Here is a 14,614-nt window from a genome sequence, read left to right as displayed (position 1 = left end):
GTCTCTCGCTCATCGACCTGTAGGTAGGCACCCATGGTAAAGCTCATCGATCGCGTCTCCGCGATCAACTGGAATCGGGTCCAGGACGACAAGGACTCCGAAGTGTGGGAGCGCCTCACCAGTAATTTCTGGCTGCCCGAGAAGGTGCCGGTGTCCAACGACATCCCGTCGTGGGCAACATTGACCGCCGTCGAGAAGCAGTTGACGATGCGTGTGTTCACCGGGTTGACACTGCTCGACACCATCCAGGGCACCGTCGGCGCTGTCAGCCTCATCCCGGACGCCATCACTCCCCACGAGGAAGCGGTGTACACCAACATCGCGTTCATGGAGTCGGTGCACGCCAAGAGCTACAGCTCCATCTTCTCCACCCTCAGCTCCACCCGCGACATCGACGATGCATTCCGCTGGTCCGAGGAGAACGTCAACCTCCAGCGCAAAGCCGAGATCGTCCTGAACTTCTACCACGGTGACGATCCGCTCAAGCGCAAGGTGGCGTCGACGCTGCTGGAGTCGTTCCTGTTCTACTCCGGCTTCTACCTGCCGATGTACTGGTCCTCGCGGGCCAAGCTCACCAACACTGCGGACCTGATCCGTCTGATCATCCGCGACGAGGCCGTGCACGGGTACTACATCGGCTACAAGTACCAGAAGGGTCTAGAGAAGGTCAGCGAGGCGCAGCGCGAGGAACTCAAGAACTACACGTTCGAGTTGCTGTTCGAGTTGTACGACAACGAGGTCGAGTACACCCAGGACCTCTACGACGAGATCGGCCTGACCGAGGACGTCAAGAAATTCCTGCGGTACAACGCCAACAAGGCACTGAACAATCTCGGCTACGAGGGCCTGTTCCCCAAGGACGAGACGGACGTCAACCCGGCGATCCTGTCGGCGCTCTCACCCAACGCCGACGAGAACCACGACTTCTTCTCCGGCTCGGGTTCCTCGTACGTCATCGGCAAGGCCGTCAACACCGAAGACGAGGACTGGGACTTCTAGAGATTCGTTCGCGAGTCGGGCCGCTCACTCTTTCGGTGGGCGTCCCGGCGCGCGAATGTCCTGTGCATCCTTCGGCATTCGGCCCTGCTCGCTCAATGCTCGACGCAGTAGGAACTCGATCTGAGCGTTGGTGCTCCGGAGATCGTCGGAGGCCCAACGGGCGAGGGCGTCGTGCACCGCTGGGTCCAACCGCAGCAGAATCTTCTTACGTTCGACGGCCATGGCTCACTGATACAGCGATCCGGTGTTGACGACAGGTTGCGTGTCGCGGTCGCTGCACAGCACCACGAGCAGATTCGACACCATCGTGGCCTTGCGCTCCTCGTCGAGCTCGACGACGTGCTTCTCCTCCAGCTTCCCGAGCGCCATCTCCACCATTCCGACGGCACCTTCGACGATCTGCTGACGGGCCGCGATGACCGCCCCGGCCTGCTGACGTCGCAACATGGCCTGGGCGATCTCCGGGGCATAGGCCAGCCGGTTGATTCGTGTTTCGATCACCTCGACACCGGCCGAACGCACTCGTGCGTGCACCTCCTCCGACATGGCAGCGGTGATCTCGTCGGCGTTCTCCCGCAACGACATTCGTCCTTCGGCGTCGTACGGATAGCTGCCGGCGATGTGGCGGACGGCAGACTCGGTCTGGACGGCGACGAACTCCTCGTAATCGTCGACCTGGAACGATGCCAGTGCGGTGTCGGCAACCTGCCAGACGACGATGGCGGAGATCTCGATCGGATTGCCGTCGGCGTCGTTGACCTTCGATTGGCCGGTCTCGTGGTTGCGGATTCGCGTCGAGATGGCCCGGCGGTAGGTCAACGGATTGGTCCAACGCAGCCCCGGCGTCCGCAGGGTGCCGCTGTACGAACTCCCGAGAAGCTGAAGAACGCGAGCCTGATTCGGCTGCACCAGCGTCAGGCCCATGAGTGCGGGCAAGGAGAGGACGAACAGGACAACTCCGGTCACGACCAGTGCGACGACGGTGAACACGAGTCCGAGCGCGAACGCGGCGATTCCGCCGAGGAACAGCGCGAGACCGATGCCGAGCATCGACCAGCCGGGCAGATCCCAGCCCGGGCGCTCGGCGATGGTGGTGGTCGGGGTACCCGTCGGCTTCTCGGCGACGGTTGCAGGTGCGGACATGAGAACCTCCCTCTCGATGGTGATACTAAAGTGATATCACATTAAGCATCGACGAGCACGGAAATCTTGGGAACCGCTCACTGTCGTTCGGCGGGGGAGTCAGCGCCGGAACCACGCCGACGGCTCATCGGCGATGGCCTTCTCGATTCGCAATCGCGAAGTGGCCGTGAGGTTTTCCGGGAGCGCGTCGAGTGCGAACCAGGCGACGTCGAGATTCTCGTCGTCGGCCACGTGAGGAATGCCACCGGTGTACCGAGCAAGAAACGTGATGTCGAGATACTGCGCGACGTCGCCGTTGGGGTACGTGATCGGCTCCGTCACGTCGACACTCGTCAGTCGCACGATCGTGGCGTCGACGCCGGTCTCCTCCCCGATCTCACGCAGGGCGGCCGGAGCAGGTTCCTCGCCGGGCTCGAGGATTCCGGAGACCACGGCCCAGGTGTTGTTGTCTGCGCGCAGAGTCAGCAGCACACGCCGGTCGTCGTCGAGGACGACCGCGCTGACACCGGACAACCACAGCGGCGACGTGCCGACGACGCTGCGCAGCGCCTGCACGAATTCGGGAATGGGCATCGCGTCAGGAGACGTAGGCGTTCAGCGACGCGGACAGATCGGCCAGAATCGCCCGAGCCGCGACGACCCCACTGCCGGACCACACGGTGTCGTTCACCGCGAACACACGACCGTCGGTGACCGAGCCCAGATCGTGCCATGCGTCGCTGTCCATCACCTCGCGGCCGAACGTCTCGCCGTCGGGGTCTGCGAATCGCACGTAGACGATGTCTCCCTCCACCGGGGAGAGATCGTTCGCCTCGACCGAGAAATCGGCGTCGCGCTGGCTCTGCGGTCGCGCGACCCCCACTTCGGCGAGCACCTGGCCGGCAAAGGAGTTCGGACCGTCCACTTCGATGGAGTCCGCGTCGAATCGAACGACGGACGCCTGGGTCTGGTTGGCGTCGATCTCGCGACCGACCCGCTCGGCATCCGCGGTGAACGACGCGAGTGCCTCGAATCCTGCCTGGCCGCGACCGAGCGCAGCCGCGGACTGCAGGAACGTGTCCTTCCACCCCTGTCCGGTCTCCGTGAAGACGGTCGGGGCGATGGCCGTCAGGTCGTCGTAGGTGTTCGATCCGAGAGACTCGGCACCCAGGATCAGGTCGGGATCGAGGGCGGCGATGGCATCGATGTCGGGTGCACCCACCGGGCCGACGGACGGGACGGACGCCAATCCGGTGCCCAGATACAGCGGTTGATCGCCGTCACCGCGGAAATCGGGGTCGATCGTGGCCGCTCCGACGACCCGCTCCCAGATTCCGACCGCGCAGCTCGCATCGAGGCCGGCGGCGTCGAGCACGACGATGCGCTGCGGGTCGGCCGGAATGGCGCTGATCCCCTCGGCATGTCCCACGGGTCGGGTGTCACCCTCGATTCCGGTCGGGTCGAGAGGTGCGAGCGCGGGGCACAGTCCCACGGTGTCCCGATTGTTCCCGACCACTCCGGCACCGGCGATGTTCGTGGTGGTGCGGATGATGGTGGATGCGTCGTCCTGCGCTTCGGAATCGGAGCAGCCGACCAGCGCCATGGCGGCGGCAAGGCACACGGCGGCGACGGCGCCCATCCTGCGCGGTGCACACGAACGGGGGAGTCGTGGGTGGAGTGGCAACGCGGGACTTCCTTCGACGGGTCGGGTGGTCTCACACAGTATCGGAAGGCGGCCGTCGCAGAACACTCGAACGGACGCCGTCGAGCGTCCGGAAACGGCGACGATCGAAGCAATGTCGAATGCGTCCGAAAGGCCGACAGCGCAGGCAGATCGCGCGATGTGGGCGTGCTCGATCGGGGCCAATACGACACACGGTAGGACCGGTTCGGCAAGTGTCGGTCCGACGGTCTACGATTCGAGGAGCGCACGACTAGATGACGTCGCCTCGTGGTTCGAGGTCCGACGCGCAATCAGGAGGATCTGTGACTGCCCTAGCGCCTAGGCCCGCTCCCGCGGTGGATGCTGCTCGGCCGTTCCCGCCGCGGACGGGACCGAAGGGGTCGTTCCTGCACAAAGCGGTGACGACCACCGATCCCAAGGTGTTGGGAATCATGTACATCGCGACGTCGTTCGCGTTCTTCCTGATCGGTGGACTCATGGCGCTGCTGATGCGCGCCGAGTTGGCCATTCCGGGAATGCAGTTCCTGTCCAACGAGCAGTACAACCAGCTCTTCACCATGCACGGCACCATCATGCTGTTGCTGTACGCGACGCCGATCGTCTTCGGATTCGCCAACTACATCCTTCCGCTGCAGATCGGCGCTCCCGACGTCGCGTTCCCGCGGTTGAATGCGTTCTCGTACTGGCTCTACCTGTTCGGTGCGTTGATCGCCACGGCCGGATTCATCACCCCCGGCGGTGCTGCCGACTTCGGGTGGACCGCGTACACCCCGCTCACCTCGGCTCTGCACTCGCCCGGCGTCGGTGCGGACCTGTGGATCATGGGCCTGGCCGTCGGCGGTCTCGGCACCATCCTCGGTGGCGTCAACATGATCACCACCGTGATCTGCCTGCGTGCTCCCGGCATGACGATGTTCCGCATGCCGATCTTCACCTGGAACATCCTGGTGACGTCCATCCTGATCCTGCTGGCATTCCCCCTGCTGACGGCTGCGTTGCTCGGGCTGGCGGCCGACCGACATCTGGGGGCGCATCTGTTCGACCCGGCGACCGGCGGAGTGCTGTTGTGGCAGCACCTGTTCTGGTTCTTCGGTCACCCCGAGGTGTACATCATCGCGCTGCCGTTCTTCGGAATCGTCTCCGAGGTGTTCCCCGTCTTCTCGCGTAAGCCGATCTTCGGCTACTCGGGACTGATCTACGCGACTATCGCCATCGCCGCCCTCTCCATCGCGGTGTGGGCGCACCACATGTACGCCACGGGCGCGGTGTTGCTGCCGTTCTTCTCCTTCATGACGTTCCTGATCGCGGTGCCGACGGGTGTGAAGATCTTCAACTGGGTCGGCACTATGTGGCGAGGCCAGGTGACACTGGAAACCCCGATGCTGTTCTCGATCGGGTTCCTGATCACCTTCGTCTTCGGCGGACTCACCGGTGTTCTGCTGGCGTCGCCGCCCATCGACTTCCAGGTCACCGACACGTACTTCGTGGTCGCCCACTTCCACTACGTGGTGTTCGGCACCGTGGTGTTCGCAACGTACGCCGGCATCTACTTCTGGTTCCCGAAGATGACGGGCCGGATGATGGACGAGGCGCTGGGCAAGTGGCACTTCTGGCTGACGTTCTTCGGATTCCACGCCACGTTCCTGGTGCAGCACTGGCTCGGAAACGAGGGCATGCCGCGTCGCTACGCCGATTACCTGCCCTCGGACGGGTTCACCGAGTTGAACGTCATCTCCACGATCGGTGCCTTCATCCTGGGTGCCTCGACACTGCCGTTCGTGTGGAACGTGTTCAAGTCCTACCGATACGGCGAGGTCGTCACGGTCGACGATCCGTGGGGCTACGGAAACTCGTTGGAGTGGGCCACCTCGTGCCCGCCGCCGCGACACAACTTCACCGAACTGCCTCGGATCCGTTCCGAGCGTCCGGCGTTCGAGTTGCACTACCCGCACATGGTCGAACGGATGCGCGCGGAAGCGCACGTCGGGCCGGGAGCGCACGGTGGTAAGACCACCGCCGTCCTCGAACAGGCCCGCCGGGCTCCGATCGCCACCAGCGATCACGAAGGATCCGGAGACCCGGACCCCAAGTAGTCCACAGCACAGCGAGAGCCCCTCCCGGCTACCGGGTGGGGCTCTTCGCTTGCGACAATCTCGTGGCGTGTTCGGGCTTGCTCGTCCACCACAGGTGACACGAAGACCTATCCGGCCGCTGGCCGTGTGCGAAAGGGAGATCCGGTGACTTCGAGCGACACCGCAGTGCTGGTGACGGTGACGGGACCCGACAAGCCGGGCGTCACATCGGTGCTGTTCGCGGCACTGTCACGGCACAACGTCAGCCTGCTCGACGTCGAGCAGGTTGTCATTCGCGGCAGGCTGACTCTGGGCGTTCTCCTGTCCTGCCCCCGCGACCCCGAAGCGCTCCAGGAGGAGCTGGAGGACGCGATGGCGACGGTCGGCGTGCACGTCGATGTCGAGATCGACACCGCGCGGGGCGGCGGGCAGAGCCTGGCCACCCACGTCGTCGTCGTTCTGGGCCGACCGGTGACCGCTCGTGCCTTCAGCACCATCTCCCGTGAGCTTGCCCGCCAGGGAGCGAACATCGACGCCATTCGCGGAATTGCCGACTATCCCGTCACGGGCCTCGAACTTCAGGTGACCGCAACCGACACCTCGCCGGATGCCGATGTGCAACTGCGTGCCGGCCTTGCGGGAATCGCAGCCGGCATCGGCGTCGACATCGCCGTGCAGCGCGGCGGGATCGCACGGCGATCCAAGCGACTGATCGTGTTCGACGTCGACTCGACGCTCGTCCAGGGTGAGGTCATCGAAATGTTGGCTGCCCGTGCCGGGCGAGAGGACGAAGTTCGTGCGGTCACCGAAGCTGCCATGCGCGGTGAGATCGACTTCGCGGAGTCGCTCGAGCAGCGAGTTGCCGCGTTGGCAGGGCTGGACGAATCCGTCATCGACGAAGTGGGCGAGAGCCTGGAGCTGACGGCGGGGGCCAGGACCACCATTCGTACCCTCCGTCGTCTCGGATTCGCCTGCGGCGTCGTATCCGGAGGGTTCCGCCAGGTCATCGAGGGACTCGCACACGAACTCGAACTCGACTACGTCAAGGCCAACACCCTCGAGATCGTCGACGGCAAGCTCACCGGCCGGGTGATCGGAGAAGTGGTCGATCGTGCTGCGAAGGCGACGGCACTGCGCGAGTTCGCGGCACAGTCGGGAGTGCCGATGGAACAGACCGTCGCCGTCGGCGACGGAGCGAACGACATCGACATGCTGACGGCCGCGGGCCTCGGGGTCGCCTTCAACGCCAAGCCGGCGTTGCGAGAGATCGCCGACACGGCCATCTCGCATCCGTATCTGGACGCGGTTCTGTTCATACTCGGTGTGACCCGCAACGAGATCGAAGCTGCGGACGCGGTCGACGGGGGAGTCCGCCGCGTCCCCATCCCATGACCGGCGATCCCATGACCGGCGACGACATGACCGACGGTCTGATGACCGGTGCCGGACCGGACGACGTGAGCGGCACCGAGGCGGCGGCCGAGGAATTCTCACCGGACAACACCTTCGCCTCGCGCCACGCCGAACTCGCTCGTGGATACGGCGGAGCCGAGGACCCGGCCGATCCGTCACAGGTGCTGGCCATGCCGTTGGTGCTGCACATCCCCAAATCCGATCCGCCCCGGCGTAGCGAGTTGCTCGAGGCGGCTGCCCGAGCAACCGTGTCGCTGTGCCTGGACCCACGGGTGGGTGCCGGCGCGTCGTGGAACGAGGCCTTCACCGAATGGACGTCGGCTCGGATCCGAAAAGTCGCTCGACGGGCACGCGGTGCACACTGGCTCGCAGCGCAGGACGTTCCGGGTGTGACGGTCGACGTCGGGGGAGCGTCGGCCCGCGCCTTCGTGCCGGGTCGGGTCGGAGATCTGGACCCGCGGATCAAGCGGCTGCAGATCGGTGGGACCGACGTGGCGGCCGAGGACGAGCCTGCGGTCTCGGCGGGCCCTGTGCTGTGGATCGACGCTTCCCTGTCCATGACGGTGGGCAAGGCGGCCGCTCAGGTGGGGCACGCGTCGATGTTGCTCGCGGGTGCGATGGGCACCGAGGAATGCCGCGAGTGGGCCGCGGCCGGCTACGCATGTTCGGTCCGATCCGCGAACCCGGACCAATGGACGCGTGCACTGGGCGAGGTTCGCGCCGGGCGCGCCGTCGCAGTGCGGGATGCCGGCTTCACCGAAGTGGCACCCGGTTCGACGACGGTGATTGCCGTTCTCTAGAGCTGGGGTCCACTGTCGCACAACTGGCTATGCCGAACATATCCAGTAGCCCCGAGACTGGAGGCATGTTCACCTCACCACGTCGTGTCGTCGCCGGTCGCCGGCTTCCCTCTCGGTTGGCTGCCCTCTACGTGGGGCTGTGGCTGTACGGGGCGTCGATGTCGTCGATGATCGCGGGTGGACTGGGCGTCAACCCGTGGGACGTCTTCCACCAGGGTCTCGAACGTCACCTGTCGTTGAGTTTCGGAACCATCACCGCGATCACCGGAGTGGCCGTACTGCTGATGTGGATCCCGCTGCGGCAACGTCCAGGCCTGGGTACCGTGAGCAACGTCGTGGTGATCGCCGTTGCCGTGGACGCGACGTCCGCGGTGTTGCCGCATCTCGACGGACTCCCGATCAGGACCGTTGCCATGGTGTCGGGCATCGTGCTCAACGCGTTCGCAACCGCGCTGTACATCGGTGCCGGGATGGGCCCGGGGCCCCGAGACGGACTGATGACCGGTCTGGTGGCCAGGACCGGATGGTCGATTCGCCTGACCCGCACCGGAATCGAGCTGACGGTGGTACTCACCGGTTGGTTGCTAGGCGGGACGCTCGGCGTCGGGACGGTTCTCTATGCGCTCGGAGTCGGTCCGCTCGTGCAACTGTTCATGACTCACCTGCCTGCGCTGCGCAGTACCAGGACAGTCGATCCGGTCACCGATATCGTCGAACCCGGTTCCAGCGCAGTGGTATCCGCGGGCACCCCGTCCGCGCACGAGGAATCGAGGACCGGAACGAACCGCGACGACGACCAACTCGGGCACGCCAGGGTGATCTCGGCGGGGCCACCGGAATGGAGCACGAGGAGCGAGCTCGCGTCGTCGACCTGCCCACCGTCGGAGGCGTAGGAGCGGACGTCGGAACCGTCCACCCAGGCCTGAATGGTGCGCACCGAGTCGTCGTTCCATCGGTCCGTGTCGAATTCGATTCCGGCGGAATCGAACCAGACCAGATCGGGTCGGCCGGTCGGTGTCGCGCGGCCGGTGAAGAACTCCTGCTGACGAAGGGTCGGCGCGCTCGCTCGGACGCGGAGCAGTCGACCCACGAAGCGAATCATGTTCTGATCCGCGCCGTCCCAGTCGATGGCCCAGCTCTCTGCCGCCGGAGCGTTCTCGGCGACGCAGTACGCATTGTTGTTGCCTCCCTGGGTGTGTCCCAGTTCGTCGCCGGCGAGCAGCATCGGCGTACCGGTGGAGAGCGTCAGGGTTGCCAGTAGCGCCCGAACATGGCGTCCCCGGGCCTCGACGACCGACGGGTCCTCGCTCGGACCCTCGATGCCGTGGTTGACCGACGAGTTGTTGTCGGTGCCGTCCCTGTTCTCTTCGCCGTTGGCCTCGTTGTGCTTCCGCTCGTACGACACCAGATCTCGGGCGGTGAACCCGTCGTGCGCGGCGACGAAGTTGATCGACGCCCACGGCAGGCGTCCGTTGCCTGCGAAGAGGTCTTCCGAACCGGCCAGGCGCGAGGCCAATTCGCGGACGCCGTGCTGGCCCGCCCAGAAGCGTCGCACCGTGTCGCGGTAGCGATCGTTCCATTCCGACCACGCCACTCCGAAGTTGCCGACCTGATAGCCGGCACCGGTGGCGTCCCACGGCTCGGCGATCAATTTGACCCGAGCCAGGACCGGGTCGGTGGCAACGGCCGTCAACAACGGTGCGCGAGAATCGAATCGCCAACCACCGGGTCGACCGAGGGTGCTGGCCAGGTCGAATCGGAACCCGTCCACACCCATGTCCTCGACCCAGTACCGAAGGCTGTCGCACACCATCCGCACCACCGCGGGCGAAGCGGAATCGAGAGTGTTGCCGCAGCCGGTCAGATCGACGTCCGATCCGCGTCCGTCCAGCAGGTAGTAGCCGGGCGCATCGAGCCCACGCCAACTGATCGAGGGGCCGTCGACCGCGGATTCGCACGTGTGGTTGTAGACCACGTCGAGGATCACCTCGATCCCGGCAGCGTGCAGCGCGTCGACCATGGTGCGAAACTCGTCCACCTCGGCACCGGGAACAGCGGCGAAGCGCGGATCCGGGGCGAAGTACGCACCCGTCGAATACCCCCAGTGGTTTCGCATACCCCGGGCGCGGACGCCCGGTTCGGTGAATGTGGTGTGTACGGGCAACAATTCGACCGACGTGATGCCGATGCGAGCGAGGTGTTCGAGTACCGCCGGCTCGGCGAGCCCGAGGTACGTACCGCGAAGATGCTCGGGCACAGCGGGATTGCGGGCCGTGAACGAGCCCACGTGCAGCTCGTAGAGAACGGTTCGGTCCCAGGGCACATCGGGGCGCGCGGGACGGCCGACGCGATCTGCGGCCGCGCGGACGACGCCGAGCGGGAGGTGTCCGAGCGAGTCTCGAGAACTGGGTGCCCCGAACGGATCGTCCTCGTAGGCGAGCAGTGCCGATGGGTCTCCGAAGGTTCCGGACACCTGGCGTGCTGCGGGATCGAGCAGAATCTTCGCGCCGTTGAACCGTCGTCCGGAGTGCGGATCCCACCTCCCGTGGGCGCGGAACCCGTATCGGTCACCGGGCCGAACTCCCGGCACGAAGGCATGTCGAACTCCGAACGTGCGGGTGGTCAGTTCCACCCGTCGTTCACCGCCGTCCGGATCGACCAGACACACCTCGACTCCATCGGCCTCGGGCGCATGGACTGCAAATTGAGTGCCAGTCGACAGTGCAGTGGCACCCAGCGGGAACGGTGATCCGGGTGGGTTCGCGCCGGATTCCCGGTCCGAGGTCCGGCGGGAAGTGCTGGGTAGATCGTCATTGAGCGACACGCGTGCACATCCTGCCGTGAATGCGCGGTCGATGTGCGAGAAGATAGGCGTCGTGTCTGAACCGGATCCCGACCTGCTCGTAGATTTCACCGACGTAGTCGTCCGCCGGGGCGGTGCGACCCTGGTGGGACCCGTCACCTGGAAGGTGGAACTGGACGAACGGTGGGTCGTGCTCGGCCCCAACGGTGCCGGAAAGACGTCCCTGCTGCGTATCGCTGCCGCCGAGATCCATCCCACGTCCGGTGTCGCCCACGTTCTCGGAGAGGTCATGGGCAAGGTGGACGTCTCCGAACTCCGACCGCGGATCGGCTTGTCCTCCTCCTCGCTGGCGCAGCGCATTCCGGCCGACGAACTCGTGTCCGATCTGGTCGTGTCCGCGGGCTACTCAGTACTGGGGCGTTGGCGAGAGAAATACGACGCGGTCGACACCGAGCGCGCAGTCGAGATGCTCGAGAGCCTCGGTGCCGAACATCTCGCCACCCGCACCTACGGCACGCTGTCCGAAGGCGAACGAAAGCGTGTTCTCATCGCCCGTGCCCTGATGACCGATCCCGAACTGCTCTTGCTGGACGAGCCGGCGGCGGGCCTCGACCTCGGCGGACGCGAGGAACTGGTGGCACGCCTGACCGACCTCGCAGCCGATCCCGACGCCCCCGCCACCGTGCTGATCACCCACCACGTGGAAGAGATTCCGCCGGGATTCAGTCACGCGTTGTTGCTCAAGGAAGGCGGGGTGGTGGCACAGGGACTGGTCGACGACGTCATCACCGCAGAGAACCTGACCGAGGCGTTCAGCCAGTCGATCACGCTCGATCGCGTCGACGGTCGGTTCTTCGCGCGGCGAACCCGCGCTGCCGGCGCGCACCGTCGATAGCACGCACCGCCGATAGCGCGGACCGAGCGACGGCGTTGCGCAGCGCAGCGGTACGTTGCCTTTCATGAGTTCGACTGGTGCTGCCGATCACGTGCAGGCGCGGGATGCCTCGACCGTCATCTTGATTCGTGACGGTCTGTCACGGCCGGGCATCGAGGTGTTCCTGCTCGAACGCGTCGGCGGCATGGCGTTCGCGGGAGGGATGACGGTGTTTCCCGGTGGCGGCGTCGACCCTGCGGACGCGGCAGCGGACGTCCGCTGGGCAGGTCCGCCGCCGTCGTGGTGGGCCGAGCGCTTCGCAACCGACGAGGGCAGGGCGCAGGCCCTGGTGTGTGCTGCAGCGCGTGAGACGTTCGAGGAGTGCGGGGTGCTGTTGGCCGGCTCGACGCCGGAGTCGATCGTCGCCGATACCGCTCCGTTCGCTGCGGAGCGCGGTCGGCTCGAGCGCCGCGAGATCTCGTTCGCCGAATTTCTCACCGCCCACGACCTCGTCCTGCGAGCGGATCTCCTCCGGCCCTGGTCGCACTGGATCACTCCGGTCGGTGAAGCGCGACGGTACGACACCCGATTCTTCGTCGCCGTGCTGCCCGAGGGCCAGAATGCGGACGGCGAAACCAGCGAGGCGGCATCGGTCAGCTGGCGCTCGACCGGTGATGCACTGGCGGATTGGCGCTCCGGAAACACCATCCTGCTTCCGCCGACCTGGAGCCAGTTGGATGCGCTGTCCCGGTTCGACACGGTCGCGGAGGTCGTTGCGCACGAACGCCAGGTAACCCCGGTCCTGCCGGTACTGACCCGAGACGACGGCACCGTACGAGTGCTCTTCGACGGCGACGAGGACTACTACGCCGGAACGCGACATCCCTGGTCCGATCGCCGGGACGAGGGCCGGTAGCCTTTCGGCCCATGGCTGAGTTCGTGAATCTCGAGGTATCGGACGGTATCGGCACCATCCGCCTGGATCGCCCACCGATGAACGCATTGAACCGGCAGATGCAGGAGGAGATTCGCGCGGCGGCGCGTGAGGCCACCGTGAATTCCGAGGTCAAGGCCGTCGTCGTCTACGGCGGCGAGAAGGTGTTCGCGGCCGGTGCCGACATCAAGGAGATGGTGTCGTTGTCCGCGGCCGAGATGGCTGCCATCGCCGAGGATCTGCAGTCCGCTCTCGGCTCGCTGAGCACCGTTCCCAAGCCCGTCGTTGCCGCGGTGACCGGATACGCACTCGGTGGTGGGCTCGAGGTCGCGCTGGGAGCAGATCGTCGGATCGCGGGCGACAACGCGAAATTCGGTGTCCCCGAGGTGCTGCTCGGCGTCATCCCCGGCGGCGGCGGCACCCAACGGCTGGCCCGGTTGATCGGCCCGAGCCGTGCCAAGGACATGGTCTTCACCGGCCGCTTCGTCGGTGCCGAGGAAGCGCTGCGCATCGGCTTGGTGGACGAGGTGGTGGCACCGGACGAGGTGTACAACGCCGCCCGCACCTGGGCCATGCAGTTCACCACGGGTGCATCGCGAGCGCTCGCAGCGGCCAAAGCGTCGATCGACCAGGGGCTCGACGTCGATCTCACCACCGGTCTGCGAATCGAGGCCCAGCAGTTCGCGGCCCTGTTCGCCACCGAGGATCGCACCGTCGGCATGACGTCGTTCGTGGCCGACGGCCCTGGAAAAGCGACCTTCACCGGGCGGTGAAGCACCGGCCCGACCGGAGAAGAGTTGTTCCACAGCTACCGGATAGTAGGCTCGCCTGATGACTGCAAGCCCCCACGACGGTGTCGATCGCTCGCTCTCGAACTCGACGTCCCTGGCCTCGGCCGAGTCCGATGACCGCCAGGTCGATCCCGCCCCGAATCCGCACGCCACTGCCGAGCAGGTCGAGGCTGCACGCTCGGACACCAAACTGGCGCAGGTGCTGTACCACGATTGGGAAGCCGAGACCTACGACGACAAGTGGTCGATTTCCTACGACGAGCGATGCATCGACTACGCACGCGGCAGGTTCGATCAGGCCGTTTCCGGTGACGCCTCCGCACAGTCCGACGTACCGTATGGCCGCGCGCTCGAACTGGGTTGCGGTACCGGATTCTTCCTGCTCAACCTGATGCAGGCCGGGATAGCAGAGAAGGGCTCGGTCACCGACCTCTCGCCCGGCATGGTCAAGGTCGCACTTCGCAACGCCGAGCACCTCGGCCTGGACGTCGACGGCCGCGTCGCCGACGCGGAGACGATTCCGTACGACGACAACACGTTCGATCTCGTCGTCGGGCACGCCGTCCTCCACCACATCCCGGACGTCGAACAGTCCCTGCGTGAGGTGTTGAGGGTGCTCAAGCCGGGCGGTCGCTTCGTCTTCGCGGGCGAACCCACCACCGTCGGCAACTTCTACGCACGCTGGCTCGGACGCATCACGTGGGAGGCGACCACCCGCGCAACCAAGCTCCCGTTCCTGGCGAGCTGGCGCAAGCCACAGGAAGAGCTCGACGAGTCCTCGCGAGCAGCGGCACTCGAAGCCGTCGTCGACCTGCACACGTTCGATCCGACCGATCTCGAGCACATCGCGCTCTCGGCCGGTGCGGAGTCCGTGCAGGCCAACACCGAGGAGTTCGCCGCCGCTCTCCTCGGCTGGCCGGTGCGGACCTTCGAGGCCGCAGTGCCAGCGGGCAAGCTGGGGTGGAACTGGGCCAAGTTCGCCTTCGGTGGTTGGAAGACACTGAGCTGGGTCGACGAGAACGTGCTGCAACACGTGGTGCCGCGCGGGCTGTTCTACAACGTGATGATCACCGGCACCAAGCCTGCACCTCGCGATTGACAGGCAGTCACGCCGCAGGGGTC

13 protein-coding genes are annotated in these 14,614 nt (G+C 65.8%); 8 read left to right on the top strand and 5 right to left on the bottom strand.

Features of this window, described 5'->3' with window-relative positions; all coding sequences use genetic code 11:
- Positions 1-33 precede the first annotated feature (33 nt).
- A complete protein-coding gene (gene nrdF / locus CH296_RS24865) occupies positions 34-999 on the top strand; it encodes a class 1b ribonucleoside-diphosphate reductase subunit beta (RefSeq protein WP_008717549.1) in 966 nt (321 codons plus the stop codon).
- A 24-nt stretch (positions 1,000-1,023) separates the two neighbouring features.
- Here the strand turns inward: nrdF and CH296_RS24860 are convergent, their stop codons facing one another.
- The 4 genes from CH296_RS24860 to CH296_RS24845 all read right to left on the bottom strand — a co-directional run bounded on the left by CH296_RS24860 (position 1,024) and on the right by CH296_RS24845 (position 3,760).
- Positions 1,024-1,221 carry a hypothetical protein gene (locus tag CH296_RS24860; RefSeq protein ID WP_094685891.1) on the bottom strand — a complete coding sequence of 66 codons (198 nt, stop codon included), beginning with the start codon at positions 1,219-1,221 and terminating at the stop codon, positions 1,024-1,026.
- 3 nt (positions 1,222-1,224) lie between these two features.
- On the bottom strand, positions 1,225-2,142 hold the full coding sequence (locus CH296_RS24855; protein WP_032397725.1) for an SPFH domain-containing protein: 918 nt from the start codon (positions 2,140-2,142) through the stop codon (positions 1,225-1,227).
- Between the two features lie 99 nt (positions 2,143-2,241).
- Complete coding sequence (locus tag CH296_RS24850) at positions 2,242-2,715, bottom strand: NUDIX domain-containing protein (RefSeq protein WP_032397726.1); 474 nt, start codon at positions 2,713-2,715, stop codon at positions 2,242-2,244.
- Between the two features lie 4 nt (positions 2,716-2,719).
- Positions 2,720-3,760 carry an iron-siderophore ABC transporter substrate-binding protein gene (locus tag CH296_RS24845; RefSeq protein ID WP_094685890.1) on the bottom strand — a complete coding sequence of 347 codons (1,041 nt, stop codon included), beginning with the start codon at positions 3,758-3,760 and terminating at the stop codon, positions 2,720-2,722.
- A gap of 347 nt (positions 3,761-4,107) precedes the next feature.
- Between CH296_RS24845 and ctaD the strand changes: the two genes are divergently transcribed.
- From ctaD to CH296_RS24825, 3 genes are all read left to right on the top strand, one after another.
- Entirely contained in the window at positions 4,108-5,898 is a 1,791-nt protein-coding gene (ctaD, locus tag CH296_RS24835) for a cytochrome c oxidase subunit I (RefSeq protein ID WP_032397727.1), read from the top strand.
- Positions 5,899-6,042: 144 nt separating this feature from the next.
- Positions 6,043-7,269, top strand: coding sequence for a phosphoserine phosphatase SerB (gene serB, locus CH296_RS24830; RefSeq protein WP_032398333.1), 1,227 nt, complete (start codon positions 6,043-6,045; stop codon positions 7,267-7,269).
- Positions 7,270-7,310: 41 nt separating this feature from the next.
- On the top strand, positions 7,311-8,090 hold the full coding sequence (locus CH296_RS24825; RefSeq protein ID WP_094685976.1) for a peptidyl-tRNA hydrolase: 780 nt from the start codon (positions 7,311-7,313) through the stop codon (positions 8,088-8,090).
- A gap of 658 nt (positions 8,091-8,748) precedes the next feature.
- Here the strand turns inward: CH296_RS24825 and glgX are convergent.
- Positions 8,749-10,914: a glycogen debranching protein GlgX gene (glgX, locus tag CH296_RS24815; protein ID WP_094685888.1), complete on the bottom strand. Its 2,166-nt coding sequence runs from the start codon at positions 10,912-10,914 to the stop codon at positions 8,749-8,751.
- A 31-nt stretch (positions 10,915-10,945) separates the two neighbouring features.
- On the opposite strand from glgX, the gene CH296_RS24810 reads away from it, so the two are divergent.
- The 4 genes from CH296_RS24810 (at position 10,946) to CH296_RS24795 (ending at position 14,591) form a co-directional block, all read left to right on the top strand.
- Positions 10,946-11,788, top strand: coding sequence for an ABC transporter ATP-binding protein (locus CH296_RS24810; protein ID WP_094648183.1), 843 nt, complete (start codon positions 10,946-10,948; stop codon positions 11,786-11,788).
- A gap of 64 nt (positions 11,789-11,852) precedes the next feature.
- Positions 11,853-12,683: an NUDIX hydrolase gene (locus tag CH296_RS24805; RefSeq protein ID WP_094685887.1), complete on the top strand. Its 831-nt coding sequence runs from the start codon at positions 11,853-11,855 to the stop codon at positions 12,681-12,683.
- Positions 12,684-12,694: 11 nt separating this feature from the next.
- Complete coding sequence (locus CH296_RS24800) at positions 12,695-13,474, top strand: enoyl-CoA hydratase/isomerase family protein (RefSeq protein WP_045195673.1); 780 nt, start codon at positions 12,695-12,697, stop codon at positions 13,472-13,474.
- A gap of 58 nt (positions 13,475-13,532) precedes the next feature.
- Positions 13,533-14,591, top strand: a complete 1,059-nt coding sequence (locus CH296_RS24795) for a class I SAM-dependent methyltransferase (RefSeq protein WP_032397731.1) — start codon at positions 13,533-13,535, stop codon at positions 14,589-14,591.
- Positions 14,592-14,614 lie beyond the last annotated feature (23 nt).

This window comes from Rhodococcus sp. 14-2496-1d, from assembly GCF_002259365.1.
GTDB lineage: Bacteria > Actinomycetota > Actinomycetes > Mycobacteriales > Mycobacteriaceae > Rhodococcoides.
The sequence above is the reverse complement of the archived record's forward strand: the minus strand, read 5'-3'. Positions and strand labels throughout refer to the sequence as shown.

Bases quoted from the DNA above. Each gene is read 5' to 3' on its own strand.
- CH296_RS24860 (WP_094685891.1), bottom strand. From the start codon at position 1,221: ATGGCCGTCGAACGTAAGAAGATTCTGCTGCGGTTGGACCCAGCGGTG.
- CH296_RS24800 (WP_045195673.1), top strand. From the start codon at position 12,695: ATGGCTGAGTTCGTGAATCTCGAGGTATCGGACGGTATCGGCACCATC.
- CH296_RS24795 (WP_032397731.1), top strand. From the start codon at position 13,533: ATGACTGCAAGCCCCCACGACGGTGTCGATCGCTCGCTCTCGAACTCG.
- CH296_RS24850 (WP_032397726.1), bottom strand. From the start codon at position 2,715: ATGCCCATTCCCGAATTCGTGCAGGCGCTGCGCAGCGTCGTCGGCACG.
- nrdF (WP_008717549.1), top strand. From the start codon at position 34: ATGGTAAAGCTCATCGATCGCGTCTCCGCGATCAACTGGAATCGGGTC.
- CH296_RS24825 (WP_094685976.1), top strand. From the start codon at position 7,311: ATGACCGGTGCCGGACCGGACGACGTGAGCGGCACCGAGGCGGCGGCC.
- CH296_RS24855 (WP_032397725.1), bottom strand. From the start codon at position 2,142: ATGTCCGCACCTGCAACCGTCGCCGAGAAGCCGACGGGTACCCCGACC.
- CH296_RS24810 (WP_094648183.1), top strand. From the start codon at position 10,946: ATGTGCGAGAAGATAGGCGTCGTGTCTGAACCGGATCCCGACCTGCTC.
- CH296_RS24845 (WP_094685890.1), bottom strand. From the start codon at position 3,760: ATGGGCGCCGTCGCCGCCGTGTGCCTTGCCGCCGCCATGGCGCTGGTC.
- CH296_RS24805 (WP_094685887.1), top strand. From the start codon at position 11,853: ATGAGTTCGACTGGTGCTGCCGATCACGTGCAGGCGCGGGATGCCTCG.